This window comes from Kribbella endophytica (genome assembly GCF_054781295.1).
The window spans coordinates 419,769-446,553 of the sequence record NZ_BAAGUR010000001.1; the positions used below are offsets into that span (position 1 = coordinate 419,769).

At 67.6% G+C, this 26,785-nt stretch carries 19 protein-coding genes; 6 read left to right on the top strand and 13 right to left on the bottom strand.

Annotated elements, in window-relative coordinates:
* Nucleotides 1–80: 80 nt before the first annotated feature.
* Entirely contained in the window at nucleotides 81–182 is a 102-nt protein-coding gene (locus ACYVIO_RS02110; protein ID WP_008356322.1) for a 30S ribosomal protein bS22, read from the bottom strand.
* Between the two features lie 98 nt (nucleotides 183–280).
* On the opposite strand from ACYVIO_RS02110, the gene ACYVIO_RS02115 reads away from it, so the two are divergent.
* Nucleotides 281–958, top strand: coding sequence for a class I SAM-dependent methyltransferase (locus ACYVIO_RS02115; protein WP_460648912.1), 678 nt, complete (start codon nucleotides 281–283; stop codon nucleotides 956–958).
* Here ACYVIO_RS02115 and ACYVIO_RS02120 read toward each other — a convergent pair.
* Together ACYVIO_RS02120 and ACYVIO_RS02125 are read right to left on the bottom strand one after the other, a co-directional pair.
* Nucleotides 936–1,454: a GNAT family N-acetyltransferase gene (locus tag ACYVIO_RS02120; RefSeq protein ID WP_460648913.1), complete on the bottom strand. Its 519-nt coding sequence runs from the start codon at nucleotides 1,452–1,454 to the stop codon at nucleotides 936–938. The two genes, ACYVIO_RS02115 and ACYVIO_RS02120, sit on opposite strands and share 23 nt — an antisense overlap.
* Before the next feature lie 5 nt (nucleotides 1,455–1,459).
* Nucleotides 1,460–3,409: an AfsR/SARP family transcriptional regulator gene (locus ACYVIO_RS02125; RefSeq protein ID WP_460648914.1), complete on the bottom strand. Its 1,950-nt coding sequence runs from the start codon at nucleotides 3,407–3,409 to the stop codon at nucleotides 1,460–1,462.
* Between the two features lie 134 nt (nucleotides 3,410–3,543).
* Here ACYVIO_RS02125 and ACYVIO_RS02130 point away from each other — a divergent pair, with 134 nt between their 5' ends.
* Nucleotides 3,544–4,419 (top strand): alpha/beta fold hydrolase, encoded by an 876-nt coding sequence (locus ACYVIO_RS02130; protein WP_460648915.1) that lies wholly within the window; start codon nucleotides 3,544–3,546, stop codon nucleotides 4,417–4,419.
* A gap of 65 nt (nucleotides 4,420–4,484) precedes the next feature.
* Here the strand turns inward: ACYVIO_RS02130 and ACYVIO_RS02135 are convergent, their stop codons facing one another.
* Both ACYVIO_RS02135 and ACYVIO_RS02140 read right to left on the bottom strand, forming a co-directional pair.
* Entirely contained in the window at nucleotides 4,485–4,700 is a 216-nt protein-coding gene (locus ACYVIO_RS02135; protein ID WP_012923942.1) for a helix-turn-helix domain-containing protein, read from the bottom strand.
* Between the two features lie 156 nt (nucleotides 4,701–4,856).
* On the bottom strand, nucleotides 4,857–6,032 hold the full coding sequence (locus tag ACYVIO_RS02140; protein WP_460648916.1) for an acetoin utilization protein AcuC: 1,176 nt from the start codon (nucleotides 6,030–6,032) through the stop codon (nucleotides 4,857–4,859).
* 230 nt (nucleotides 6,033–6,262) lie between these two features.
* Here ACYVIO_RS02140 and ACYVIO_RS02145 point away from each other — a divergent pair, with 230 nt between their 5' ends.
* The 4 genes from ACYVIO_RS02145 (at nucleotide 6,263) to ACYVIO_RS02160 (ending at nucleotide 11,004) form a co-directional block, all read left to right on the top strand.
* Nucleotides 6,263–6,919, top strand: a complete 657-nt coding sequence (locus ACYVIO_RS02145; protein ID WP_460648917.1) for a DUF4097 family beta strand repeat-containing protein — start codon at nucleotides 6,263–6,265, stop codon at nucleotides 6,917–6,919.
* Between the two features lie 21 nt (nucleotides 6,920–6,940).
* Entirely contained in the window at nucleotides 6,941–9,067 is a 2,127-nt protein-coding gene (locus ACYVIO_RS02150; RefSeq protein WP_460648918.1) for a S9 family peptidase, read from the top strand.
* A gap of 167 nt (nucleotides 9,068–9,234) precedes the next feature.
* A complete protein-coding gene (gene trpS / locus ACYVIO_RS02155) occupies nucleotides 9,235–10,215 on the top strand; it encodes a tryptophan--tRNA ligase (protein ID WP_460648919.1) in 981 nt (326 codons plus the stop codon).
* 48 nt (nucleotides 10,216–10,263) lie between these two features.
* Nucleotides 10,264–11,004, top strand: a complete 741-nt coding sequence (locus tag ACYVIO_RS02160) for an endonuclease/exonuclease/phosphatase family protein (protein WP_460648920.1) — start codon at nucleotides 10,264–10,266, stop codon at nucleotides 11,002–11,004.
* Here ACYVIO_RS02160 and ACYVIO_RS02165 read toward each other — a convergent pair.
* The 8 genes from ACYVIO_RS02165 to ACYVIO_RS02200 form a co-directional block, all read right to left on the bottom strand.
* The gene (locus ACYVIO_RS02165; RefSeq protein ID WP_460648921.1) at nucleotides 10,994–11,896 is read right to left on the bottom strand and encodes a TIGR03560 family F420-dependent LLM class oxidoreductase; all 903 of its coding nucleotides are present in this window, start codon (nucleotides 11,894–11,896) and stop codon (nucleotides 10,994–10,996) included. The two genes, ACYVIO_RS02160 and ACYVIO_RS02165, sit on opposite strands and share 11 nt — an antisense overlap.
* A gap of 10 nt (nucleotides 11,897–11,906) precedes the next feature.
* Nucleotides 11,907–14,309: a glycoside hydrolase family 65 protein gene (locus ACYVIO_RS02170; RefSeq protein ID WP_460648922.1), complete on the bottom strand. Its 2,403-nt coding sequence runs from the start codon at nucleotides 14,307–14,309 to the stop codon at nucleotides 11,907–11,909.
* Nucleotides 14,306–15,034, bottom strand: a complete 729-nt coding sequence (locus ACYVIO_RS02175; protein WP_460648923.1) for an HAD family hydrolase — start codon at nucleotides 15,032–15,034, stop codon at nucleotides 14,306–14,308. The genes ACYVIO_RS02170 and ACYVIO_RS02175 overlap by 4 nt, the downstream gene beginning before the upstream one ends.
* Nucleotides 15,035–15,103: 69 nt before the next feature.
* A complete protein-coding gene (locus tag ACYVIO_RS02180; RefSeq protein WP_460648924.1) occupies nucleotides 15,104–15,676 on the bottom strand; it encodes a hypothetical protein in 573 nt (190 codons plus the stop codon).
* A gap of 79 nt (nucleotides 15,677–15,755) precedes the next feature.
* On the bottom strand, nucleotides 15,756–16,565 hold the full coding sequence (gene proC, locus ACYVIO_RS02185; RefSeq protein WP_460648925.1) for a pyrroline-5-carboxylate reductase: 810 nt from the start codon (nucleotides 16,563–16,565) through the stop codon (nucleotides 15,756–15,758).
* Nucleotides 16,566–16,689: 124 nt separating this feature from the next.
* The gene (locus ACYVIO_RS02190) at nucleotides 16,690–16,872 is read right to left on the bottom strand and encodes a hypothetical protein (protein WP_460648926.1); all 183 of its coding nucleotides are present in this window, start codon (nucleotides 16,870–16,872) and stop codon (nucleotides 16,690–16,692) included.
* Nucleotides 16,873–17,101: 229 nt separating this feature from the next.
* Entirely contained in the window at nucleotides 17,102–17,461 is a 360-nt protein-coding gene (locus tag ACYVIO_RS02195) for a DUF6086 family protein (protein WP_460648927.1), read from the bottom strand.
* Nucleotides 17,458–26,499, bottom strand: a complete 9,042-nt coding sequence (locus ACYVIO_RS02200) for a LamG-like jellyroll fold domain-containing protein (RefSeq protein ID WP_460648928.1) — start codon at nucleotides 26,497–26,499, stop codon at nucleotides 17,458–17,460. Before ACYVIO_RS02200 ends, ACYVIO_RS02195 begins: the two co-directional genes overlap by 4 nt.
* Nucleotides 26,500–26,785 lie beyond the last annotated feature (286 nt).

The following is a 26,785-nucleotide window of genomic DNA, read 5'->3' on the forward strand; positions in this document are numbered from 1 at the left end:
CTACCTGTGCCACGAGTGACCCCCAGCCAGACAGCAACCCCGCACAACGCCGCTCTGGTGACCAGAGCGGCTGGAACTGCTTACTTGCCGAGCTTGCGGCGCTGCACCCGCGTCTTCTTGAGCAGCTTGCGGTGCTTCTTCTTCGCCATACGCTTACGGCGCTTCTTGATTACCGAACCCACAGTTGGACCTTCCAAACTTAAAGAGAGCGTCGGCAAAGCCTACCTGCAAGTCTGCTGGTCACCTAAGTGAGGTGCCTGGGAGTGGGTAGGAAGGAGTCATGAGAGCTCGCTACAACGGAGTCGCCGACTGGTACGCCGCCCGCAGCACGAACTGGGCCGAGGACAACAGGGAGGACCTGCTCGAGTTGCTCGGGCCGGGAGAAGGCCGGCGGTGCCTGGATCTCGGGTGCGGGACGGGGAACTACTTCGGGATGATCGCGGAGACCGGGCGGCGGGTGGTCGGGCTGGACCGGTCGTCGGACCAGCTGCGGTTCGCGCGGGAGAAGGGCGACGTACCGCTGGTCGAGAGCGACGCCGCACGGCTGCCGTTCGCGGCGGGGAGCTTCGACGACGTACTGGCGTTGTGGATCTCGACCGACCTGGACGACTTCGCCGGGACGCTGCGGGAGATCGGGCGGGTACTGCGGCCGGACGGGTCGTTCTACTTCTACGGGGTTCACCCGTGCTTCAACGGGCCGCACGTCGAGTACCAGGACGACGGCGGCCGGCTGGCGCACCCGACGTACCGGCAGTCGGGCTGGCACCAGCCGTCGGCGTGGTGGGCCGGCGAAGGGATCCGCGGGACGGTGGGGATGCGGCACACGCCGCTGGCCGAGTTCCTCAACGCGTTCTTCACGGCCGGATTCGTGGTCGAGCACGTGGTCGAGCCGGGCGACGGGCCGGTGCCTGGCGCGCTGGCCGTGCGGGCTCGGCTCAGTTCAGGTGCTCCCAGGTGAGGAGCTGGAGGTCGCGGCCCTTCTCCATCAGCCGGGTCGGCGGGAGATCGGTGAGCGTGTAGCCGGTCCGGGTGGCGACCGATCGGCTGGCCTGGTTGTCGGGCTCGATCTCGAGGATCAGGCGTGGCAGTCCGAGCTCGCCGTGGGCGTAGTCGGTCAGGAGGGTCAGGGCCCGTACGGCGAGGCCCTGGCCGCGGTACGCCTGACCGACGACGTACCCGAGCGAACCGGTCTTCTCGTTCACCATCACCTCGCCGAGCGGCTGCTCGCCGTCGGTCGTGATCGCGAGGTGAGTGCGGCCGTTGTCGGTGTGCGCGGCGTCGTAGTACGCCTCGGCCGCGGCCAGGTCGAACGGGGTGCGCAGCGGGGTCCAGTACGCGACCTCCGGGTTGTCGAACAGCTCCGACATCGCCGCCAGATCGCCGCGCTCCCACTCGCGCAGCACCAGCCCGTCCCCCACGATCCGCACCCCGGGGCCGCCGTACCTGATCGTCATGCGGCTCAGTCTGCTGTACGACGGGCCCGGAGGCGATCCAGGGTTTTCGCTGTTGGACCTAGGGTGATCAGGCCACTACCGGCTGTTTCTTCTGCTGCCGCTGGAGAGAGAGCCTTCTCTGCTCTGGCGATGGCCTGTTGGTTGCCTTGGGCAAGCGCTGCTTCGGCGATGAGAGTCCAGAGGAGTTCCTGCAGGAGGTCCTTCGGCGGATCCGGAACCGAGTCGAGCCCTTCGCCGGTGATCAGCGGGCGCACCCACGGCTCGTACGGGCCGTAGTCCGCCTCGGCGTCCAGCGGCCGGCCTTCGTCGAGCCTGACGGTCAGTACGGCGAGTTGCAGCAATCCCCCTTGCAGGCCAGGCATTCCAGCGCCGTCGAGCAACTTCGCGGCGTCTCGGTAGGCGTCCTCGCCGGGGTCACGCAGTACGGCGTACCAGCGGGTGAACACGCCGACCAACGGTGACTCGTACTTCTTGGCGAGCTGGTCAGCTGCCGCGGCGTGCTGGTCGGCAGTGCCGAAGTCGCCGAGGGCGCTGAGTGCCTGGATGCGGATCAGGTGCCCGAGCACTTCGTACGTCGCCAGCCCGTGCTTGCCGGCGAGGTCGATCAGCTCCACGCCGATCGCATCCCGCTCGGGCGCGAGGCCGGTGCGGTAGAACGTCTGCAGGAACAGGCCGTTGAGCGCGAAGGCGAGCACGCCGGGATCGTCAAGCCTGCGGGCGAGCTCGACTGCGGCCAGCGCGGCCCTTTGCGCCTGAGGCGAACCACTCCCCCGCGACTCCATCGCGATGGTCGCGAACAACCGTGCCTGCAGAGATGTCGCGGCAACTGGTTCCACACCTGGATCCGCTGCGGCCGCGCGGTGGTCGAGTGCGGCAAGAGTGCGCCATGCCGCAGCAACGACGGCGGCGGCTTGGTCCTCGTCGTCCGAACGCGTCCAGATCGCCGGTACGTCGTACGCGCCGATCACCCGGGCCGTCAGTTCAGGATCGCCGAGCTCCTCCGCGGCGGTGATCGCCGCGAGCCGATGCTCGCGAGCCGCCACCAGGCCCTGGCCTCCGGTGATCGCCAAGCTCCGCAACAACCCGACCGTGGATTCCAGCCGGGCCTGCGCACCAACCCCTTGCTCGTACGCCGCCACCGCGCGATCCCACACGGTCGCCTCGCCGGACAGATGCCCGGCCTGACGCAGGATGTCCGTCTCCAACTGCCGAAGATCCGGCCCTGGGTCGATGCCCAACTGATCTACCAACAGTGCGCGAGCTCGGCGGAGTACATCGAGTGCTTCACCCTGGCGGCCTGATCGATACAAAGCCAACGCCAGCAACCGCCACGCCTCTTCACGCCACGGGTGCTCGGTGACGTGCGCATCCAACTCAGGCACCGCCTCCGCCGCCCGCCCGGCACTCAGCCGTGCAGCCGCGACCTGCTCAACAGCCCGCAACCGCAACTCGGTCAGCCGCCCCCTCTCCGCCCGAGCCCACCCCTCCTCCGCAAAGTCCGCGTACGCCGGCCCGCGCCACCACCCCAGCGCTTCCTCAACCCCAACCCCAGCCCGAACCGCCGCCTCGAACCGCCAGGCGTCCACCGCATCCGCCGGAAGCCGCAGCGCATACCCCGGGCCCTCGGTCACCAGCACCCGCGGCGTCGCCCGAGCCGCCCGCTCCGGCTCCAACACCCGCCGAAGCGCCGCAACAAACGTCCGCACAGCACTCACCGCCCCAGCCGGCGGCGCGATCCACAAGTCGTCCACCAGCACGTCGACCGGCACCACCCGCCCCCGCGCCACGATCAACCGCCCGAGCACGGCCCGATGCCGAGGCCCCTTCAACGCCAGCAGTTCCCCGTCCTTGCCCCAAGCAACAACCGCCCCCAGCACCCCGAACCCAGGCCCAGCCCCCTCTGCACCGCCACGCCCGCCCGAACCCCCAGCCCCCACGCGCGGTTCATCACTCACCCCACCCACGCTAGCGCTCCACCCGCGAGCGGACGGCGACGACGCGGAGGCAGGGCACGGGTCCGTGCTCATCGGGTGCTCATCCGCGGCAGGCAGGCTCGGGCTTCGTACTGGTGTTTGGTGATGGGAGTCTGATGAGCGGGATCGCAGGGTTTGCGTATCAGCGGGTGGGTGTGGCTGATGGGGTCGAACTGAATGTGGCGGTGGGTGGGGCTGGGCGGCCGGTAGTGCTGTTGCACGGGTTTCCTCAGACTCACCTGATGTGGCGGCAGGTGGCGGTGGAACTGGCGGCGGACTACACGGTGATCTGTCCGGATCTTCGGGGGTACGGGGACAGCGACAAGCCGGTGGAGGACGGAGAGGACACGTACTCCAAGCGGACGATGGCGGCTGATGTTGTGGCGGTGGCCAAGGCGCTGGGGCACGAGCGGTTTGCGTTGGTGGGGCACGATCGCGGGGCGCTGGTGGCGTTTCGGGCGGGGATGGATCATCCGGACGCCGTGACGCACCTGGCGAGTCTGGATGTGTTGCCGACGCTCGACATGTGGTCGGTGATGCAGGGGACCTCGGCGGCGGTGGGGTTTCACCTGTACCTGATGGCTCAGCCACCTGGGTTGGCGGAGACGATGATCGCGGCGAGCTCGGACGCGTTCTTCGGGTACTTCCTGGATCTGTGGGTGAAGGATCCGGCGGCGATTCCGGCGGAGGTTCGTACGGCGTACTTGGATGCTTGCCGCGTTGCCGTGCCGTCGATCGTGGCGGACTACCGGGCGAGCGCGGGCGTCGACGTACGGCACGACGAGGCTGATCTCGCGGCCGGGCGGAAGCTGGCGATGCCGGTGTCTGTGGTGCAGCAGGACTGGGGCAGCGCGCTCGGGTTCGACGCTGCCGCGCGGTGGCGAGCCTGGGCGCCGGATCTTGTGCACAGTACGACGACCAGCGGGCACTTCATGGCCGAGGAGTCACCCAAGGAGATCACCGAGATGATCAGGGACCTGCTGAAGCGCTGACCATCGCCTGGGCAAGGCGCAGCGGCCGGTCCTCGGGAGGATTCCGGCCGCTGTGCTTCTCGTAGTTATCCGGCCTGGAAGAAGGCGCCTTTGAGGTAGTCGTGCACCGCGTCCTCCGACACCCGGAACGACCGACCCACCCGCACCGCGGGCAGCTCGCCGGAGTGCACCAACCGGTACACCGTCATCTTGGACACGCGCATGGCCGTGGCGACTTCAGCCACGGTCAGGAACTTCACCTCGGCGAGCGGCTGCTCACCACCGGACTTCTTTGATGCCATAACGCACCGCACTTCCAGCACGGATCGTGCGCCGGCTTCCCCTCCGGCACCTCCGCCCGTGCATGAACCGAGCGTAGTGGCTGATGGTACGAATGGGAAAGAGGGTGTCTGGTGTGACTCGATCCCAGGCTCGTTCCAACGCTCGATTCAGGGAGATCAGTACGTCGGGTCGAGCCCGAGCAGCGGGAACGACACGTCCCGGGTCGCCTTGATCGACCGATCCAGCCACGTATCCGGGTTGTAGCCGCTCGACCAGGACTCGTACGAGCCGTCGTTGCCGTCGGTCATCCGCGACGGCGCGATCCGCGCGTAGCGGATCTTGACCTCCTCGCGCCACGACTCCGGCACCGCGGTCGTCGGCTCGATCGGCTTGCCCGCGACGATCGCCAGCAGGTGCGTCCACGCGCGCGGCACGACCTCGATGATCGCGTAGCCGCCACCGCCGGTCGCGACCCACTTGCCCTCGCACACCTCGTGCGCCAGGTCGTGCAGAGCCGCGTACGCCGCGCGCTGCCCGTCGACGGTCTTGGTCAGGTGCGCCAGCGGGTCCTCGACATGGGAGTCACACCCGTGCTGAGTCACCAGTACGTCGGGCGCGAACGCCTTCACCACGTCCGGGACGATCGCGTGGAACGCCCGGAGCCAGCCGGAATCGCCCGTGCCCGGAGGCAGCGGGATGTTGACCGCGCTGCCCTCGGCGCCAGGCCCGCCGGTCTCCCCCGCCGTACCGGTCCCCGGGAAGAGCGTGGTCGGTGACTCGTGCAGGCTGACGGTGAGGACGCGCGGGTCGTCGTAGAAGACCGCCTGGACGCCGTCGCCGTGGTGCACGTCGACATCGACGTAGGCGACCTTCTGAGCGCCGTGGTCGAGCAGCCACTGGATCGCGATCGCCGGGTCGTTGTAGACGCAGAAGCCGCTGGCCTGCGAGCGCATCGCGTGGTGCAGCCCGCCGGCGATGTTCGCGGCGTGCAGGACCTCGCCCTCCCAGACCGCGCGCGCGGCCTCGACGGACGCGCCGACGACGTGGGCCGAGGCGGCGTGCATGCCCGGGAAGCAGTAGGTGTCGTCGGTCCCGAGCCCGTGCCGCAGGTCCGGTACGTCGGGATCCTGCCCGGCGCGTTTCACCGCGGCGATGTACTCCGGCGTGTGCACGGTCCGCAGCAACTCGTCGGACGCCGTCGGCGCGGGGACCACCTTCAGCTGGTCCAGCACGCCCAGGGCGCGAGCCAGCTTGACGGTCAGGTCGACCCGCACCGGGCTCATCGGATGCCCGTGCCCGAAGTCGTACGCCGTCAGCTCTTCGTCGAACACCAGCATCGCCTCACCACTCATGCCCAAAACCTTAGCCCCGGCCCGGCGAACACGCCCGCCGGAGCGTTCACTTCCACCCCAACGCAACGACCGAGCCCAACGTCATTGCGTTAGATTTCAAACCGTTGCAACGAAAATCATGCTCTGACCTGCATAAACACTTCGCAGCAAGAACATTCTTGTTGCGCGAATCATGAACGCAACGTAGCGTTTCACCTATCAGAAACGACACCACGAACAAGGGAAACATCATGCAGAAGTTCACCACCACCAGCCCGATCACCACCGTCCTCGACATCCCGGCCGGCCGGATCCAGTTCATCGCCGCCGACCGCACCGACACCACCGTCGACGTCCGCCCGGCCGACGCCTCGAAGAGCCGCGACGTGAAGGTCGCCGAGCAGACCACGGTCGAGTACGCCGACGGCGTGCTGCGGATCGTCGCCACGGCCAAGAACCAGATCCTCGGCAACTCCGGCTCGATCGAGGTCACCGTCCAGCTGCCGACCGGCTCGCAGGTCGAGGCGAAGGCAGCCGGCGCCGAGTTCCGCGCCGTCGGCCGGTTCGGCGAGGTCGCCTTCGAGGCCGCGCAGGGCGAGATCAAGGTCGACGAGGCCGCGAGCGTCCGGATCAGCACCAAGGCCGGCAACGTCTCGATCGGTCGCCTCACCGGCTCCGGCGAGATCACCACGATGCAGGGCGACCTGAAGATCGACGAGGCCGTCAGCGGCACCGTCGTCCTGGCCACCCAGGCCGGCAACATCTCGGTCGGCTCCGCGGCCTCGGCCTCCCTGGACGCCGGCACCACCGTCGGCCGGGTCCAGAACTCGCTGAAGAACAGCGGCGAGACCGACCTGACCATCAAGGCCACCACCACCCAGGGCGACATCACCGCCCACAACCTCTGAACCAGAAGGACACCCCAGCAGATGACCAGCACGCAGGACTACCAAGCGGCGGAGCAGTTGCTCCGCCGCCCGGCCCGCCCCGGCGAACTCGTGGTGGGCGACAAGGTCAGGCCGCAGTGGATCGACGGCGGCGCCCGGTTCTGGTACGCCGTGAACACCGGCACCGAGCACCGGCTCGTCCTGGTCGACCCCGCCGCGGGGACCCGCGAAACCATCACCGCACCGCCCGCGTCCACCGCGCCGGGCAGCCCGTCCGCCAACCCGCTCGACGTCCCGTCGCCCGACGGTAAGTTCGCGGTCTCCCGCCGGGGCCACGACCTGTGGGCGGTCTCCGCCGACAGCGAGTGGGCCCTGACCACCGACGGCGAGGCCGACTACCAGTACGGCGCCGGCCCGTCCTCCACCGCCAACCCGACGCTGCTGCGCAAACTCGGCATCCCGTACCTGCCGCCCGCGGCGGCCTGGTCGCCCGATTCGACGAAGGTCCTCACGCACCGGACCGACGAGCGCAACGTGCGCCAGACCCACCTCCTGGAAGCCCGGCCCGCCGACGGCAGTGCTCCGACCGTCCACACCCAGCGATTCCCGTACGCCGGTGACGAGCACCTGCCCCTGGCCGAGCTCGTCGTCCTGAATGTTGCTGACGGCAACGTCGTCCGTGCTCAGGCCGAGCCGCTGCAGACGCCGGTGATGTCACCGGTCACCGCCCAGTGGGCGTGGTGGGCCGCGGACGGCTCAGCGGTCTACTACCTCAGCCGGCCGCGCGACCTGCGCACCCTGACGCTCCACCGCCTCGACGCGACCACCGGCGAGGTCACCACGGTCCTCAGCGAGTCCGGCGACACCCGCGTCGAGCCCAACCAGTTCATGACCGAAGCGCCGATCATCAAGCTCACCGGCGACGAGGTCCTCTGGTACTCGCAGCGCGACGGCTGGGGCCACCTCTACCGGTACGACGTACGCACCGGCGAGCTGCTCGGCCAGGTCACCACTGGCGAGTGGGCCGTCCGCCAGATCCTGCACGTCGACGAGACCGAGCGGGTCGTCTACTTCACCGCGTCCGGCCTGGTCGACGAGGACCCGTACCGGCGTACGGTCTGCCGGGTCGGCTTGGACGGCTCCGGCTTCGCCAAGGTGACCGACGACGACCTGGACCACATCGTGACGGTGTCGGCGAACCAGCAGTACTTCATCGACTCCGCCTCCACCGTCGAGACCGCGCCGGTGATCACGGCCCGCGACTGGGACGGCCGCGTGCTGGTCGAGCTCGAGCGCGCCGACATCAGCAAGCTCGTCGCGACCGGCTGGACGGCGCCGGAACGGTTCCGCGTGAAGGCCGCCGACGGCGAGACGGACATCTATGGCGTCCTGTACCGGCCACACGGGTTCGAGTCCGACCAGCGCTACCCGATCGTCGACACGCTCTACCCCGGGCCACAGGTCACTCGAGTCGCACCCTGCTTCGACCCCGGCGGCATGGGTCTCGACGCGGAACCCCTTGCAGCGCTGGGCTTCGTAGTCATCGCGCTCGACGGGCGTGGCACGCCCGGCCGGAGCAAGGCGTTCCACGACGCGTCGTACGGGCACCTCGGCGACGCGGGATCCCTGGACGACCACGTCGCCGCGCTGCAGCAGCTGGCTGCTACCCGGCCGTGGATGGACCTCGACCGGGTGGGCGCGTTCGGCCACTCCGGCGGCGGGTTCGCGGCGGCGCGAGCGATGCTCGACCACCCGGCGACGTACAAGGTCGGGGTCACGATGTCGGGCTCGCACGAGCCGCACTTCTTCAACGCGGGCTTCGCCGAGGCGTACGACGGCGCGAACAACCCCGAGGCCTGGACCCGTTCGTCCAACGTGCAGCTCGCGGACCGACTGGAGGGCAAGCTCCTGCTGATCCACGGTGAGATGGACGACCAGGTCCACCCGGACCACACGCTGCGGCTGGCCGACCGGTTGATCGCGGCCAACAAGGACTTCGAGCTGCTCGTCGTACCGGGGGCCGAGCACTCGTTCCTCGACTGCCTGGCCTACGTCCGCGGGCGCTGCTGGGACTTCCTGGTCCGCGAGCTGATGGGCACGCAGCCTCCGGGGTACCGGCCCGAGCCGATCGTCATCGGCCCGGAACTGTTGGCGGAGATGTTCGCCTGATCTATGCTGTGCGTGTGAACAACCTGACCTTGCAGCAGTGGTGGGCCGCCTGACGGCGGACCCCCAGCGTTCACACGCATCCAGAGGCCGCCTCGCCGAGGCGGCCTCTTCTGTTTGCCCTCGGACGGGGTGGCGTCTCCACTCCCCACGAAGAGGACGAACACACGATGACTTCGGTATCCGGCATCATGCCGACCGGCCGGCTGACCCTGGGCAACCACCTGGGCGCGCTGCGCCGCTTCACGGACCCGAACGGGTTCTACTTCGTCGCGAACCTGCACGCGATGACCATGCGCCACGTCCCACGACGGCTGGCCGAGCTCACCCGCGAGACCGCGACGCTGATGCTCGCGGCCGGATCCCCCGAGGGCACGGTGTTCGTGCAGTCGGAGGTCCCCGCGCACGTGCAGCTCGGGTACCTGCTCGAGTGCACCTCGTACGTCGGGGAGCTGTCGCGGATGATCCAGTACAAGGAGAAGGGTCGCGACAAACCCATGACCCGGGTCTCCTTGTTCACCTATCCGTGCCTGATGGCGGCGGACATCCTGCTCTACGGCACCGATCGCGTCCCGGTCGGTGACGACCAGGACCAGCACGTCGAGCTGGCCCGCGACGTGGCGATCCGGTTCAACCGCGAGTACGGCGAGACGTTCGTCGTACCGGAGCTGGCGAAGGCGGCGTTCGCGACCCGGATCAAGGACCTGCAGACGCCGACCGCCAAGATGAGCAAGTCCGACGTGGACGACGCGATCGGCACAATCCGGCTGCTCGACCCGCCGGACGTCATCCGCCGGCAGGTGATGAAGGCGGTGACGGACTCCGAGAACGTCGTTCGGTACGACCCATCGGCCAAGCCGGGCGTGACGAACCTGCTGGAGATCCTTGCCGCGTGCACCGACGGTGACCCGGAGGAGCTTGCCAAGGGCTACCAGGGCTACGGCGACCTGAAGACCGACGTCGCCGACGCGGTGCTGAGTGTGATCGAGCCGCTGCAGCGCCAGTACGCCGTACTGGCATCGGATCCGGCGACCGTCGACGCGATGCTGGCGGCCGGACGGGACCGCGCGATCGAGGCGAGCGCACCGTTGTTGCTCTCAGCAACCACTGCGATGGGGCTCAACCCGGGCCGGGTGTCCGCGATGGCTTGAAGGCCGGGGGGCGGCCGGGAGTCGTTCGGCGTTTGGTTGGATCGAGGGGTGAGTGTGCAGCTGCGGGTGGCGACGTTCAACATCCGGAACTCCTCGGCGCCGGACGGCGACGACTCCTGGCCGGTACGGCGGGAGGCGACGGTCGCGGCGATCGAGGAACTGGCGGCCGACGTGGTCGGGTTGCAGGAGGTGCTGCCGGACCAGCTCGCCTACCTGCGGGAACGCTTCAGCGACTGGGAGATTGTCGGCGCCGGGCGGGACGACGGCGTGGCGGCCGGTGAGCACTCGGTGGTGATGGTCCGGCCTGGCGCGTGGACCGTTGCGTCGTACGAGACGCGGTGGTTGTCGCCGACGCCGGAGGTACCGGGATCGGTTGGGTGGGACGCGGATCTGACGCGGATCGCGACGCTGGTCGATCTCGAGTCAGCGGGTCAGCGAGTCGGTGTCATCAACACTCACTACGACCACATGGGAGAGACCGCCCGAGTTGAGTCGTCCCGGCTGCTCGATCAGTGGGCGACGGCCGATCGGCCGTGGATCCTGATGGGCGATCTGAACGCCGAGCCCGCGTCCCCGCCGCTGAAGGTGCTGACCGCCGCCGGCTGGACCGATGCGCTGCCCAGTGAGGCCGGCGGGACGTTCCACGACTTCACCGGCGAGGCCGACGAGCGCATCGACCACATCCTGGTCAAGCAGCTGCAGGTCGTGGACGCGTCCGTCTCGCACCACCGGCCCGGTGGCCGCCTTCCGAGCGACCACTGGCCGGTCGTGGCGACGCTCAGAGCTTGACCAGGACCTCTTCGCGCAGGCGCTCCAGCGCGTCGAAGCGCTGGTTGCCGGAGCCGTAGAACGAGTCCGGGATCAGCAGCTCGTCGATGCCGGCCTCGGGGTACTGCGCGATGGTGTCGAGCACGTAGTCGGCGGTCCCGATGATCGTCGGGCGGCCGGCGGCGATCAGGCCGTCGCGACGCGCCTCGGCCTCGGTGTCGCCCGGGTCGATGACCTGGATCATCGCCTGGGTCGAACGCCGGACGGTCGACGGATCGCGGCCGATCTTCTCGCAGTGGGCACGGAAGACCTCACCCTTGTGTCGGGCCACCTCCGGGACGCCCCAGTGGTTCCACTCGTCGGCGTACCGGGCGACGATGCGCAGCGCGACCTTCTCGCCGGAGGCGCCGATCAGCAGCGGAAGCTTGCCCGGCTTCGGCTCCAGAGGGGCACCGCTGAGCTGGTAGTACTTGCCGTCGAAGCTGAAGCGGTCCTCGGTCAGCAGCCCGCGGAACACCTGGCAGGCCTCCTCGAACCGCGCCAGCAGCTCCTTCACCGCGGGCAGCTCGATCCCGTACACCTCGTGCTCGTTGACCTGCCAGCCCGCGCCGACGCCCAGCACGAAACGGCCACCGCTCATTTGGTCGACCGTCGCGGCCCAGTTCGCCACGACGGCCGGGTGCCGGTACGTGTTGCCGAGCACCATCGACCCGATCCGGACCCGCTCGGTCCGCGCCGCCAGCCCGGCGAGCAGCGCGAGCGCCTCGTTCACCGGGATCGACAGGTCGTCGCCGTTCTGCATGAAGTGGTCGGCGATCCAGACGCCGTGCCACCCGGTCCGCTCGGCGTACTCCGCACCTTCGAGAATCTCCTGCCAGGTCCGCGACGCGGCCGGCCACAGGGAAAAGTCCATATGGCCGACTCTATGCCTCGCCTGCGAGGTGCTTCTCGCGGTTCTCCTTCGGGTGCTTGGTGACGGCCGACATCGGCTCACGACCGACCGGTTGCGGCGGCCGAGGCAGGAGCGGCTTGCGCTTCTTCAGCGCCTTCGTCACCGGCTGGTCCTCGGTCACCCGGACCTCCTCGCCCGCGTGCAGGAAGGTGATCTGAGCGCCCGGTCCGTCGTGTACGGCGTACGTCACCTGATGGTGCTGGACCTCGACCCGCAGCCGGACCCCACGCCAGCGCACCCGGAAGACCAGTCCGTCGAGCCCGTCCGGCAGCGCCGGATCGAAGCTCAGCTGACCCCTCCGCTCCCGCAGCCCACCGAAGCCCGCGACGAGCGCCATCCACGCACCGGCCAGCGACGCCATGTGCAGCCCGTCGCCGCTGTTGTGGTGGAGGTCGAGCAGGTCGATCAGCGCCGCCTCGTACGCGTAGTCGTAGGCCAGGTCGAGATGCCCGACCTCGGCCGCCGCGACCGCCTGGACGCACGCCGACAGCGACGAGTCCCGGACCGTCAGCCGCTCGTAGTAGTCGAAGTCGCGAGCCTTCTCCTCGGCCGTGAACGACTCACCGCACCAGTACGTCGCCAGGATGAGGTCGGCCTGCTTGACCACCTGCTTGCGGTACAGCTCGAAGTACGGCGCGTGCAGGAGCAGCGGGTACTTGTCCTTGGATCCCTCGAAGTCCCACTCCGCGTACCCGGTGAAGCCCTCGGACTGCGGGTGCACGCCGAGCTTCTCGTCGTACGGGACGTAGACGGCGTTGGCCGCGTCCCGCCAGGCGGCCTCCTCCTCGGAGTCGACCTCCAGCTCGCGGGCCTTGGCCGGGTACTTCGCCGCGAACGTCGCCGCGGCGCGCAGGTTCTTGGCGGCCATCAGGTTGGTGAAGACGTTGTCGTCGGCAACAGCGCTGTACTCGTCCGGACCCGTCACGCCGGGCAGGTGCCAGCGGCCGTCACGGTCGTGGTGCCCGAGCGAGATCCACAGCCGGGCGGTCTCCACCAGCAGCTCGACGCCGACATCGGTCATGAACTGCTCGTCGAGCGTGGCGCAGTAGTACCGGGTGACCGCCTCGGCGATGTCGGCGTTCAGGTGGAACGCCGCCGTACCGGCCGGCCAGTACCCCGAACACTCCTGCCCGCGGATCGTCCGCCACGGGAACGCCGCGCCCTTCAGCCCTAGTACGCCGGCCCGCTCCTTGGCCTGGTCAAGAATCGAGTGCCGCCAGCGCAGCGCGTCCGCGGCAGCGTCCGGCATCGTGTAGGTCAGTACCGGCAGCACGAAGCCCTCGGTGTCCCAGAACGTGTGCCCGTCGTAGCCCGCGCCGGTCAGGCCCTTCGACGGGATCGCTCGCCGCTCGGCCCGCGCGCCGGCCTGCAGCACGTGGAACAGCGCGAACCGGACCGCCTGCTGCAGCTCGGCGTGGCCGTGCACCTCCACGTCGGCGGCGTCCCAGAAGTCGTCCAGGAACTCCTTCTGCTGCGTCACCAACCCGTCCCAGCCGGTGAACTGCGCACCGGCCATCGCGGCCGCGACCTGGTCGGCGACCGCCGTCTCCGACCGCAGGCTGGACCAGCCGTAGGCGACGTACTTGACCACGCGCAGCTTCTCGCCCGGCTGCAGCTCGCAGATCACCGTGTTGCGCGCCCAGTCCTCGCGGACGTCGAGGTCGACCTTGAACCGCGTCGGCGTGTCCACCTCGTGGGCCATCCCCGCCGCCATCAGCTGGTCACTCTGCCGCGTGCGGTGCACCAGTACGACGTCCTCGGCGTCCCCGTGCTGCGAGACCGGCTCGAGCGGGTTGTCCAGCACCGCCGCGACCCGCGGGTCGGCGGACAGGGTCGGCTGGGACTCGTTCGCGACCAGTTCGGACTGGACGACGATCCGGGTCGGCTGGTCGACCGCCTCGACGACGTACTCGATCGCGGCGACCGCGCGCTGCGTCAGCGAGACCAGGCGGCGCGACCGGATCTTGACCCGCTTCCCGGCCGGCGACGTCCAGTCGGCGTCGCGCTGCAGGATCCCGGTCCGGAAGTCGAGCACGCGCTCGTGGCTGTGCAGGTCGCCGTACCGGACGTCGAACGGCGAGTCGTCGACGAGCAGCCGGATCAGCTTGCCGTTGGTGACGTCGACGAGCGTCTGGCCGGACTCGGGGTAGCCGTAGCCGGCTTCGGCGTACGGGAGCGGGCGGCGCTCGTAGAACGAGTTCAGGTAGGTGCCGGGGATCGCGAACGGCTCGCCCTCGTCGAAGTTGCCGCGCAGGCCGATGTGGCCGTTGGACAGCGCGAACAACGACTCGGACTGGGCCATCCGGTCGAGGTCCAGCCCGCTCTCCCGCAACGACCAGGGCTCGATCGGGTGCTCCGCGGCGCGCTCGGTCACTTGTCGTCTCCGTCCAGCAGCTCGGCAAGATCCTGTACGACGACGCTCGCGCCGTGCTTGCTCAGGGCATCGGCCTGACCGACGCGATCGACGCCGACGACGTACCCGAAACCGCCGGCCTTCCCGGCCTCGACCCCGGCCAGGGCGTCCTCGAACACGACGGCCTGGGACGGGTCGACACCGAGCTGTTTCGCCGCGGCGAGGAACGTGTCGGGAGCGGGCTTGCCGCGGAGGTTGTCGGTCCGGATGGTGACGCCGTCGACGCGGAGCTCGATGTACTGGGCGAGGCCGGTGACCTGCAGGACCTCTTCGGTGTTCGCGCTCGACGAGACCACCGCGCGGCGGAGCCCGGCCTGCTGCGCGGCCTGGAGGTAGCGGCGGGAGCCCTCGAAGACGCGGACGCCGTCGGTGCGGATCCGGCGCTGGACCGCGTCGTTCTTGCGGTTGCCGAGGCCGTTGATCGTGCTCGCCGTCGTCGGGTCGTCGTTCGAGCCCTCGGGCAGCTTGATGTCGCGCGACGCCAGGAAGTCCCGGACCCCGTCGGTCCGCGGCTTGCCGTCGACGTACTCCTCGTAGTCCTGCGTCGTGAAGGGCGGATCGCCGCGGTCGGTCAGGAAGGCGTCGAACATCTCCTTCCACGCGGCCATGTGCACGGCCGCCGTGTCCGTGAGCACGCCGTCGAGGTCGAACAGACAGACCGTCACCTGCGCGGGCAGTCCCAGCATCGTGCACCTTCCCGTTCGCTATCCGGTGCTGTCGAGACTAGCCCGGCGGCGTGAACGGGTGGGGGAGGTTCAGATGAGGTGCCAGCGGATCAGGAACGCGCCGACCGAGAGGACCAGGTAGAGCAGGACGAGCAGGACGCCGAGGCCGGGGCGCGGGCGGGACCGGCGTACCGGCTGGTCGGCGGCGGCGTCACGAGCGGCCTCGATGTTCTGGGCCACCTCGTCGGTGCGGCCCTCGGTGATGCCGTTGATCTCGTTCTCGTCGCGGCCCGAGCTGAGCACGACCGAACCGTCGACGACCTCGACCTTGTCGACGTCCTGCCACGCCAGGCTGCGGACGAGCAGGCTGGTCCGGGCCTTCAGCGTCGCCTCGGTGATCTCGACCTTGTAGAGCACGACACCGCCCGCGACCCGGACGACCGAGGCGCCGATCAGCGTGAACAGGCCGACCGCGAGGAAGTCGCGGGCGCCCATCCACAGCCACGAGTTGAGCACCGGGACCGCCACGAAGGGCAGGACGAACAGCGCCCACGCCCACCAGGGCGCCCGGTCGAGCGGGACCCGCCACGGCAGCGCAGGCAGCCCGGGCACCCGCCCGGCGGCCGACGCCGTGGCGGCCGGGTCCACCGAATGGTTGTTCATGGCCGGGACCATAGTCGTCTCATCCTTGGAGTGGCAGGAAACCGCGACGACAACACTAACGGTGACCCGCCGTACGGTGTTACTCCGCGGCGAGATCTCGTGATCTGTTGCGGGCCGCTTCGATCGCGGACAGGAACGCGGCGCGGACCTTATGGTCCTCCAGTTCCCGTACGGCGGCGGCCGTCGTACCGCCCGGTGAGGTGACTCGCTCGCGCAGGACGGTCGGGTGCTCGCCGGTCTCCCGCAGCAGCTTCGCCGACCCGACCACGGTCTGCACGACCAGCTCGGTCGCCGTACTGCGCGGCAGGCCCATGTGCACGCCGGCCTCGATCATCGACTCGACCACGAAGAAGATGTACGCCGGCCCGGACCCGCTGATCGCGGTCACCGCGTCCTGCTGCTTCTCCGGCACGCGCACGACCTTGCCCGTCGCCGCCAGCAGCCCCTCGGCGAGCACCAGGTGGCTCTCGTCGCAGTGCGCGCCACGGGAGATCGCCGCCATCCCCTCGTCCACGAGAGCCGGGGTGTTCGGCATCACCCGCACGACGGCAACCCCCTCAGGCAGCCGCGACTCGATGAACCCGGTCGTGATCCCCGCCGCCAACGAGACGATCGTCTGCTCGGCCCGCACCGCCGGCGCGATCTCCTTGAGCAACTCCGGCATGTCCTGAGGCTTCACCACCAACACCAACGTGTCAGCCTTCGCCGCAGCCTCGACGTTGCTCACCACATCAACGCCGTACCGCTCCCGCAGCTCGGTCGCCCGCTCTTCCCGCCGCTCGGTGATCAACAGCTCCCCCGGCTGCCGCCCGGCCCGCAAGAGCCCCGACAACAGGGTCTCCCCCATCACACCAGCGCCAAGAATCGCCACCTGCCCGTTCGCACTCATATGGCCAGGCTAGTGCTTTCCTCCCACACGCCTGCCTTCATCCCACGCGCCGACTACGCCCGCTCCTACGTCGCGTGCTACGCGGCGCTCCCGCCCACCCAGTTGAGGTGCGCGCTGGCGCGCTTCAGTACGCGCTGTCGCGCTGAGTCACGGGCTTACGCCCGAGTACGCGCTGGCGCGCTAAGTGCGGGCCGGCCTTCTCCACACCTGCCTTGACCTTGTCCGGGTTCTGCTTGACGACCACCAGCCCAGCGACACCAACCCCGCACGCCGCGACGCACACACCAGTAGCTGCGAGCACCACCACGCCGCGACCATCCGGGCACTATCGCCCGAGGGCGCGCTACCGCGCGGAGATGCGGGCTACCGCCCGGAGGCGCGCAACCGTCTGAGGTGCGCTCCCGCGCTGACTCAGGTGCCGGCGGCGCCTTCGTTCAACGTCAAGTGAGACCGTGCATTCCGAGCCTGAGAGCGCCTCGACCTGATCATCTCAGGAGCTGACTCCAACACCGCCGGATCACCAGCCGAACCAGCCCTCAACGCGCCATCGACCGGCCGAGTGTGCGCGCGTCCGCCAGCAAGGCTCGAGCGTGATCGGAGGATGCGTCGACCGGAAAACCAATGCGTTCAGCAAGTACAAGGCTCGGACGAATCACTCCGCCCAGCAAATCACGGAAAACAGCATGATTCGTATCACCGTAAGCAGCAAGCACAGCCTCGACAAAGGCGCCGAACTGCGCACGGTCGATCTCACAAGCATCATTGAAGGGTTCACTGATCCCGGTCGGCACGCCAAGCATGTCGCTGACGTCTTTCGCCATCGCCAGGTACAGACGCGCCGGCCCCTGCGAAACATCCCAAACTATGTGATCCGCAACCTCGAACAGATAGCTCACTTCAAGAACTCCAGCCTGATGTCGACACCTGGATTTGCCTCACGCAACTTGTTGACATGATTTTCGACCGCTGTCCGGAATCGCGGGTCGACCGGCTTCTCGAAACGGAATCCAATCGGAGCGTTCTCGTAGCTCGGCAACTGCTGCCTTGCCTTGAGATACAGATCGACCTTCCTGTCTAGGTGCTTCGTCAGCCATCCTTCGTCGGCGTACTGTGCGGACTTCAGCTCCCACAGAACACCTCGATCTACCTGATCGATATCCGTAATTATATTTCGAGTCTGAGGATCGTACACATCGTAACCCTTCTTTCCCTCCAAACAATGCTCCGGATCGCTACAGGTGCCGCCACCTTCGCCTCCGATCCCACTCGAGGATCCGGACTCGTCATCGGAACTGTGATGCAGGATCCCACCAAGAGGCCCAAGGATTGATAGATCCTTGGCCAGTTGCGCGAGCATGACCCCAATCCCCAATCCCCCCACAACTTCAGGACTGACGGGAATGCCACGGAGACCGCCGGGGCCCATACCGCCGCCGCAGCCACCCAGTTCGCAGGGAATGTTGTTCCAGGGCGGCATCATCGCGCCGGTCATCAGCGAGCCGAGGGAGCCTGTTTCACTCACGCCGCCGATGGTGGTGCCGAGGGTGGTGACGGCGTTTTGGTAGGCGAGGTCAGCGGAGCCGCCGGTTTGGGTGGTGCGGTCTACGTAGCCGCCGTTCTGGTCGGCTGGGCGGGTGGGGTTGCGTGGGCAGAGGCTTGGGTTGGCGGCGCTGCAGGTTGGACTGCCAGGAGGAACGACCGGGTTGTTCCTAGCGCGATCTTCCTGGTCCTGGAGGGCCTTCTCTGTCCGCTCGCGGTCCTCTTTCTCCTTCTGCTTGCGCTTGCACTCGGCATCGCACTTCTTCGGCGGCGGAGGAGGATCACAGTTCCGCTTGCACTTCTCCACCGGGCAGGTGTTGGTCTTGCGGCAGTCCTTGATGGGCGGCGGGCAGAGTTTCGGGTTGGTCTTGCAAGTAGGCCCTGGCTTGTCGCAATCCGTCTTCTTGCAGTCCCGCTCTGTGTCGCAGTTCTTCTGGCAATCGCTTGGCGGAGGGGTGTAATCCCAACCAACACAGTTCCAGAAGTCGCCCTCTCCGATGTTCTCAAGTTCGCAATGCGGGTCGTACTGACCACCATCGGGATCGAAGGGCTTGTTCCCGGTCGGATCGTTCAAAGTTGTTGGGTTGCCGGCGGCGTACGCGTACAGGTTCGGCAGGGACGAGGCCGAGCCCGCCGCGTGGCTGATGGTGTCGCGGGAGTTGAAGGTGCCGGATTCGGTGTTGTACCAGCGGGCGCCTTGGTTGACGTCGCCGCTGCGGGGGTCGGTCCAGTCGCCTTGGTAGCCGATGCGGTACTTGAGGCCGTTGGCGGCGGTGGAGTTGCCGAAGGGGTCGTAGCTGCGGGAGTCGGGCAGCCCGGCGGCCAGCGTGGTGTCGGTGGGGTCGAAGCCGCCGATGATGTCGCCGTGGCGGTCTGCGAGGACCAGGCGCTTGGTTGCGTCGTAGCCGACGGAGAGCAGACCGTCGCTGGCGCTGCGACCGAACGACTGGGTGCCGTCGGTGACTACCTCGTCGCTGAACCCGGCGTACCGCATCCGGGCGGTCCCGGCAGCCACAGGACGGTCCAGGGCGTCGTAGGTGAAGTCGCGGTCGGAGCTCTTGATCATCCGGTCGAAGGCGTCAAAGGTGAACGCCTCCGTGGTCGCGCCCGCCTTCTTCGACAACAAGCTGCCACGCGCCGAGTAGGTGTAGTCGGACGTGCCGTCGTTGATCAGCCGGTTGCGCTCGTCGTACGTCGCGAGCTTTGTGCCGGCCTTGGTCCGGTTGCTCGCGGCGTCCCAGCCGTATTCGGTGGTCTTGGTCCCGGCAGTCCAGGAGGTGAGCCGGCCGAGCTGGTCGTAGGAGTAGGTGTTGTCAGCAGCGCCGGCGACGCCGGTGGTCTTCTTGCTGGTGATGTTGTTGTCGGCGTCGTAGCCGTACGTCATCGAGGAGACGACGGTCTGGCCTGCCTTCAGCGTGTCGGCGTTCATCCGGCCGTAGGCGTCGTAGCCGACGGTCCGGAGCCGGCCGGACCCGTAGTCGATGGTGCTCAGCTGGCCGGCGGTGTTGTAGCCGAGCGTCTGGGAGGTGCGGGTGACCGGGTCGGTGACCGTCGCCGGACGGCCGTTGAGATAGGTGAAGTCGGCAGTGCCCGCAGCGTCGATCCGCTGGGTCAACTGCCCGTCGGCGTCATAACCCTGGGTCGAGGTTCCAGACGGGCCGTCGGCACGCAGGAGCATGCCGCGGTCGTTGTAGTTGTAGGAGTTCGCGCCGTCGATCGAGCTGCTCGAGGTGAGGCGTCCGGCGAGGTCATAGCCGAGCTCGCGGGTGGCGGTCGAGGCCTCAGCGCCAGTTCCCTCCTCCTTCAGCAGCCGTCCGACGGCGTCGTAGGTGCGAGTGCGCTGGACTCCGCCTGGCGAGAGCAGCAGCGAGGAGTTGCCAGCTGCATCGTACGAGGCGGTCCAGGTGCGGTCGGCCGGCGCCGGATGCGCGGTGGTCGACGGTTCGATCACCTTCTCGGGGAGTCCGAGAGTGTTGATCGTGTACGTCGTGGAGTTGCCACGCCCGTCGGTGTAGCGCGTGCGGTTGCCTGCGGCGTCGTACCCGTAGCCGATGGTGATCGACTGGGTCGCCGACACCGGGTCGACCTGCTGGGTCAGCCGGCCGAGCGCGTCGTAGGTGTATGTCGTCGCGCGGTTGCCACTGGCCGGTGTCGAACTGACGAGGTTCCCGTCAGCGTCGTAGCCGAGCTGCGTGGTCCCCAGCGAGTTGTTGGCCGCGTCGAGCACCTTGCTGGACACGAGCTGACCAGCCTTGTTGTACGACGCGATGCTGCTTCGGCCGAGCCCGTCACTGCTCCGGACCTGACGGCCCGCGTAGTCGTAGCCCAGCTTGGTCAGCACGCTGTTCGGGTCGGTCGACTGCGTGAGCTGGCCGAGGGTGTCGTAGGTGTTCGTTGCGATCGCGCCCGACGGAGTCTGCGCCTTCACGACATTACTCAGGTCGTCGTAGGTCAACCGGGTGACGAAGTTCCCGGCGACCGGCTTCCGCTCGACCGCCGTGGTCGTGACGGGACGGTCCAGATCGTCATAGGTGTACTTCGTGACCGCGCCGAGCGGATCCGTCGCCGACTCGACCTCGCCGGTCGGCGTGTAGGTCAGCTTGGTGAGCGCGCGTTCGTCGTTGGTCTTGCCAGGTGCGTCGACCTGGATCTGCCGGCCGAGAGGGTCGTAGGTGAATCGTGTGGCGTTGCCCCGTTCGTCGATCTGCGCCAGCACGTTGCCGACCGCGTCGTATTCGACGGTCGCCTTGGGTGTCAGCGCCTGTCTGCCTGGTGGCGTGTACGGCGCTCCGCTGACCTCGACGGGACGGCCGAGCTTGTCGAACACCGTCTTGCTGATGTTGCCTAGAGCATCCTTCACGGACGTCTGCTGCCCGAAAGCGCCATAACCCACAGCTGCGGTCGGCTGAACCGCAGCAGCGGGGTCACCGTTCTGCTCGGCCTGGACCTTCGGCGCTACCGTCCGGATCTGGCGGCCGAGCTCGTCGTACTCGAACTTGGTCGTGAAGTCCGCCTTGACCGCTCCCGCGACGTTGCCGCGAGGCTGGGTCTCGGTGAGCCTCAGGCCACGCTGGTCGTACGTCGAAGAAGTGGTGAGGAGGGAACCGTCGGTGTTCTGGACCTTGGTCTCCACCGGACGCCCCGCCGTGTCGAACACGTAGCTGACGACGTCGGTCACGGTCGTCGGGCCGGCCAGATCCGCGTTCGACCAGGCTCCCGTTGTCTCGCGCTTGGTGACATTGCCCGCGAGGTCGTGGGTATCGGTCGTCTTCCGCTTCAAGGTCTGCGGGTCGCCGGTAGTGGTCGCCACCCGGCCGGCCAGGTCGTAGGTGTAGTCGATCGTGGTTTTGCCGTTGTCGGTGACCGACCTGGTCCGGTTGCCCGCCTTGTCGTAGGTGTTGCTGGCGAGAACGAAGTCGCGGGTTGTGCCGTCGGGGTTGTGGAATCCGACCAGCGTCGCGGTCTTGAGGGTGTCGTCGCCATTGTAGATGTAGTTCGTGACCCGCTTCATCGCGTCGATGTCGACCGACTTGCGGCCAGCCGGGTCGTACCAGGTGGTCTGCTGGATCGTGTAGTCGACGCCCTCGGTCGGGCCGTCCTCAGGAGTGTCCTCCGGGTCGTCCGGAGTGTCGCCCGGCATGTTGAAGTCGCGGACCTCGGTCAGCAGGTTGAGGTCGTTGTAGGCGTACTCGAACCGCGCGCCGTTGGCGTCCTGCGACCAGGTCTTGTTGCCGAACTGGTCGTACCCCTGCTGGGTTTCCTTGCCGGTGGCGTCGACCGTGCGAATCACGCGGCCGCGATCGTCGTACTCGAAGGTGGTGACCCGCGGTTCGTCGTCGGTCAGCACGTCCTTGGCGGTCGACTTCGCGACGTTGCCGTCGTCGTCGTACTCGATCTCAGCCCGCTGCTGATGCTTGTCACCCGTCACCGCGTCGGTCGTGACCGGACCAGTAACGCTGATGACACGAGACATCTTGTCGTAGGCGTACGTCGAGGTGACGCCGGCCGGAAGGCTGTCTGACACCTGCGTCTCGGTGAGCTTGCGGCCGATCTCGTCATAGGTGTACTTCGTGACCAGCCCGGACGGAGCGGTCAACTGCGCCACTTGGCCGTGCTGGGTGTAGAGGTACTGCGTCTGCGCGGTCGTGGTTGCCGTGACCTTGCTCGTCGAGGTGCGCAGCAGACCGGCCGGCATCGGTTGGCCATCAGCGCCGGTCGCTACGCCGTCGGTGTAGGTGTAGTTGACCTCGCCACCGTCGGGACTGCGTTCCGTGATGAAGTCACCGGCCGCGTTCAGCGACGTACTCCGCCGGTAGGTGTCGTCCGTCGCGCTGCTCGACCTGCCGTCCCGGTAGATCGCCACCTTGTCCCACCGTGGGTCAAGCGGACTCCACGCCGAGTTCGCGTGGTACACGTTGAACTCGGTCCGGCAGTCCGTCGCCGTCCGGCAGGTCTTCGTCGACGCGACGTTCCCACGAGAGTCGTAGGTCATGCTGACCTCGGCACCGACCTCGTTCGTCACCTTCGTCATGACGCCGGTCTTGTCGTAGGTGAAGCTTCTGATCCCGTAGCCCGATCGCGGCCAGTCCACAGCGACCTCGGGAGCCGGTGCGCTCGGATGGTCCTCCGCCCTCGTCCGCGCACCGAGCGGACGACCAACTCGCAGCAACCTGCCCGCGAGCGCGTCGTACTCGTAGACGTACGACCGATTGGCCGGGTCGGTCACGCGGACCGTACGCCGAAGGTCTGTGTCACCGCCGCTGATTCTGGCGATGTCCAGGTCCCACGAGCCGCCGTTGGCGTCGACGTACTCGGTGATGCGGTCGTCGGCAGGGTTGTACCGAAGCTGGGCCAGCGTGCGTCCGCCGGGAGTCGTGATCGATGTCAACTGGTCGGCGGCCGTCTTGCCCAGCTCGTAGTGGCTCTGGATCTCCTTGGCCGAGATCGGATGTGAGTACAGCGAGACTTCGTCGATCAATCCATCGAAGTACCGGGTCGTCTCCGTACCCCACCCTGGCCAGTCAGGGGCCCGCGCGGTCGCCGCCGCACCGATCTGGCCGATCGGGAAGGGATCGTTGTTGATCGACGGACCGTCCAGGCTGCCGACCAACCCACCGTCCAGGTACAACGTTTGGAAGCCGTCGGACGCGTTCAGCGCTACGTGGTGCCACTGGTTGTCGTTCACCAGCGCCGACGAGGTGATCGGCGCTGCCGCTCCCTGCCAGAACTGGCCTCGAAGCTTGCCGTCGCCGCCGACGTACAGCAGTGGCATGCCGGCGGTCGGGGCTGTTCCCAGCGCCTTGTTCTGATAACCGATCAGCGGCTGCGAGCCAGTGGCGCCCGTCTTGAACCACATTTCGACCGACGCGTCACGACTGCGATTCAGCATGCCGTTCCTCAGTCCGACAGACGACTTGGCCGTCGCGCCACCGAATCCGGTCGACTTGTCCGCGTCGCCGACACCCGCCAGCGCGGACCCCTGCCCGAGGGTTGTCTGGCGGTGCGACCCGAAGTCGGTTCGTGGCGCGATGTCGACCTCGTTCGACGCGATCCCAACAGCATCGGACAACCGGTAATAGACATCGGGCTTGCTGTCCAGCACCGCACTGCGATAGTGCGATCCTTGCTCGAAGCCGTACGTCGTGCACTTCTGCTCGGAGTTGCACGCCTTGGTCAATGCGTCACCGGTGTACTCGTACGTCCACGTCAAAGGTGTGCCACCGACCGGCTGGGTGCTGACCGACGCGACGTGCTTACCGTCTTGTGTCCAGGAGAAGGTGAGCTTGCGGCCGGCGCCGTCCTGACTCGCGACCGACTGCAGTTTGGCCGTCACCTCAGCGCTGTCGTAAGTCAGTACGAGTGGCTTGCCCTGCGCACCGGAGATCTTGCTCAGTCGTCCACTCGTCGCAGCGAACTCGTACTTCGTACCGGGCGCGATCTGCAGGGACCACGGCCCCGAGATCGCTCCGGTCAGAATCGCCTTGGAACCACGCGGAGCGGCGTAACTTCCGTCGGTGTTTCGCGCGAATCGGACCTGGCGCCCATCGGGGTAGGTCACCAGCGCGCTGAAGATGCCATCGACCTTGACCCGCATGTCGTAGCGGCTCGACCAGCCGGCGCCGAACAGTCCGTCACGACGTGGATCGAGACCGTTGTACGTTCGCGCAACGTTGAGCTCTGGTCCCGCAACCGGAACGACGACGTCCAGCGCCGCCGTGGTGTAGTTGCCGGCCTGAGGGTCGAAGGGCTTGTCGCCGGGCTGGGCTTCACTACTGGCAAGGTGCGAAGTGATCACCGGCTGCGGAACGTCGGTGAACATCGTGATCGGCTGGATGGTCTTCACGACACCGTCGTTGTCGCGGATCCAGGGCCGCCACTCGTACTCCTTGTTCCAGGCAAGCTTTCCGAACGGCACGACCCACGTCTTGGCCGCGCCGTAGTCGCCGCTGGTGAAGCAGTTCACGCGGTGATCGGTGCCGACCACCTCACACACCTCGAAACGGTACTGAATGCTCGTCTCAGGCGCATCCGGATCGACCGCGTCCGCCCACACCTGCGGCCTCAACGTGGTTGCCTGAGCCCCGTTCAAAGGCCACACCCCGGCCGGATCAACGACCGGCGGAACGTTCTTCACCACGACCTTCAGCACCAGCGGACCGATCCCCCAGTCCGTGAATGTCCTTGGAATGCTGCCGTCTTGATGAACCATGGTGAACTCGACGAAGTACGTGACGCCGTCCGCACTACCAGGAAGTTTCTGCACCGAAACGGGCAGCGTCATACCTCCCAGGTGGGAGACGATCGTCGGGAACTGAGTCTTGTGCGCGTCCTCGGTGTGCACCTGGTTGCCGGCTTCGTCAAAGACCCGATAGGTCATGAAGTCCACACCCGGCTGCCAGGTGTACGCGCCCAGGTTCTTCACGTAGATCGGGAATTTGCCAGGCTTGTCCTGGGTGATGAAGTCAGCAGGGTTCTGCGGCATCGCCGTGTACGACGCCCGGTACGGCGAGTGCGTCACCACCAGCCGCGGCGGGTTCGCGGTGTCGACACCGGCGAACTTCTTCCACGACGCCGAGTCGTTCTGGTTCCGGGCGCGCACCGCCAGGCCCCAGTTGTCACGCGTCCCGTCAGCCAGGCTCTGGATCCAGTCGCGGCCGGCGGCCTGAAGCTCGATCGGCTGGTAGCCGGCCTTGCACGCCGACGAAGTCTGGCCCGTCGCGATGTAGCCCTTCGCGAAGCCCGCACCGCCGAAGGCGGCTGGTGTCACCGGCGGACCGGGGAACTTGAGCTGCGCTTGCGGGATGTTTTGCCACGCCTGGGTGACACCGTGCACATCGACCCAACGTGCCGCACACGAACCGGATTCATAGTTCAGCAAGTCGAGCCGAGCCGTGAAGATCTTGTGATAGCGAAGGGCCGGCACCAGGCTCGGGAACGACAGGTATGACGCGAACACGTTCCAGCCCGTGCTCGGGCAGGTGGTCTGCCCTGGCCCCGGACGGCAACCGATCTGCAGCGACTGGCCACCGTCGATGCCGCCGCTCAAGCCGGCGCTCACCGCGTAGCTCGGCTTCTGGGACTCCGTCCAGTAGAAGGTCGGGTCGACCTTCACCGGGTAGACCCGCGCCGGGTCATCGAGCCAGGCATCGTCAACGACGACCTTGATCGCCGGCTTGCCGTCGACCGTCACCAGTTCGTACTCGATGGCACTCGACGTGGCCGGGCTGCCGTTCGTCGTACCGCTGTCCTCCATCACACCGGCCGGGATCTTCCCGCGCTGAACGCCGTTCTCGTCGGTGAGGACGATTTCCTTGCCGACCAGCGACGGCGTGAGGTTGTCGGTCAGCTGCAGCGGGAACGTGTACGTCCGGCCGGCAGTCTTCGAACTCAGGACGATGGTTTCCTTGATGCCCGTTGGCTGCGACTCCAGTTCCAGATCCGCGCCAGGCGCAACACCCGAGAACAGAACCTTGTTCTCCGTCATCTGGCCAGCGACGTCACCAGCTCCGGCCAGGCTCCACCCGAAGTTGTGACCGTTCCCCAGCTCCATCTGGACCAGCGGAGTGCTGTTCGCCTTCGGAGCGATCCACGAGTAGACCTCGTTGGAGATCACCTCCCAGCCGCCCTTGCCATCCGCCGGCGCCAGATCGGCGTCGATCTTGGCCCACGAACCGTCCGGCTTCTTGAAGTTCAACGGGCCCTGAGACAGCACAGTCGTCTCGGTCTTGTCGGCGTTGACGAACGTCTGCGAGAACCGGTCGCGACGCTCGGGCAACTCCTTGCTCGTCTTCTCGCTGAAGCTGTTCGCCGGATCCTTGGGCTCCGCCGCCGGAACCACCTTCGGCGGCGTCTGCTCGACCTTGTCCGACGGCTCTTTCCTATCGGTCGGGAACATCGACCGCAGCGACGGCGGCGTCACCGTGTTTTTGCCGACTGGGGGCTCCGCCTCGGCCGGATCCGTCGTACCCGCCTGTTGGGTTGGCGCCGAGGCCTCACCGCGCCCAGCCATTGCCGCCTGCGGTATGGCTGCCGCTGCGACGGTCGGGACGTTGGCGGAGCTGAGTCCACTCAGCGGAACCGCTAGGGCAATGGCGATCGCGAGAGCCTGGCCAAAGCGAACGCGGGCACGACGATTACGGGCAGACGGCCGGGACTTGGCCATGGTGTGTTCCCCCAGGGGC

What these genes read in the sequence shown, in the direction of transcription:
- ACYVIO_RS02145 (WP_460648917.1), top strand. Translation starts at nt 6,263, where the DNA reads ATGCAGAAGTTCACCACCACCAGCCCGATCACCACCGTCCTCGACATC.
- ACYVIO_RS02135 (WP_012923942.1), bottom strand. Translation starts at nt 4,700, where the DNA reads ATGGCATCAAAGAAGTCCGGTGGTGAGCAGCCGCTCGCCGAGGTGAAG.
- ACYVIO_RS02165 (WP_460648921.1), bottom strand. Translation starts at nt 11,896, where the DNA reads ATGGACTTTTCCCTGTGGCCGGCCGCGTCGCGGACCTGGCAGGAGATT.
- ACYVIO_RS02175 (WP_460648923.1), bottom strand. Translation starts at nt 15,034, where the DNA reads ATGCTGGGACTGCCCGCGCAGGTGACGGTCTGTCTGTTCGACCTCGAC.
- ACYVIO_RS02130 (WP_460648915.1), top strand. Translation starts at nt 3,544, where the DNA reads ATGAGCGGGATCGCAGGGTTTGCGTATCAGCGGGTGGGTGTGGCTGAT.
- ACYVIO_RS02115 (WP_460648912.1), top strand. Translation starts at nt 281, where the DNA reads ATGAGAGCTCGCTACAACGGAGTCGCCGACTGGTACGCCGCCCGCAGC.
- ACYVIO_RS02180 (WP_460648924.1), bottom strand. Translation starts at nt 15,676, where the DNA reads ATGAACAACCATTCGGTGGACCCGGCCGCCACGGCGTCGGCCGCCGGG.
- ACYVIO_RS02120 (WP_460648913.1), bottom strand. Translation starts at nt 1,454, where the DNA reads ATGACGATCAGGTACGGCGGCCCCGGGGTGCGGATCGTGGGGGACGGG.
- proC (WP_460648925.1), bottom strand. Translation starts at nt 16,565, where the DNA reads ATGAGTGCGAACGGGCAGGTGGCGATTCTTGGCGCTGGTGTGATGGGG.
- ACYVIO_RS02200 (WP_460648928.1), bottom strand. Translation starts at nt 26,499, where the DNA reads ATGTTCCCGACCGATAGGAAAGAGCCGTCGGACAAGGTCGAGCAGACG.
- ACYVIO_RS02140 (WP_460648916.1), bottom strand. Translation starts at nt 6,032, where the DNA reads ATGAGTGGTGAGGCGATGCTGGTGTTCGACGAAGAGCTGACGGCGTAC.
- trpS (WP_460648919.1), top strand. Translation starts at nt 9,235, where the DNA reads ATGACTTCGGTATCCGGCATCATGCCGACCGGCCGGCTGACCCTGGGC.
- ACYVIO_RS02150 (WP_460648918.1), top strand. Translation starts at nt 6,941, where the DNA reads ATGACCAGCACGCAGGACTACCAAGCGGCGGAGCAGTTGCTCCGCCGC.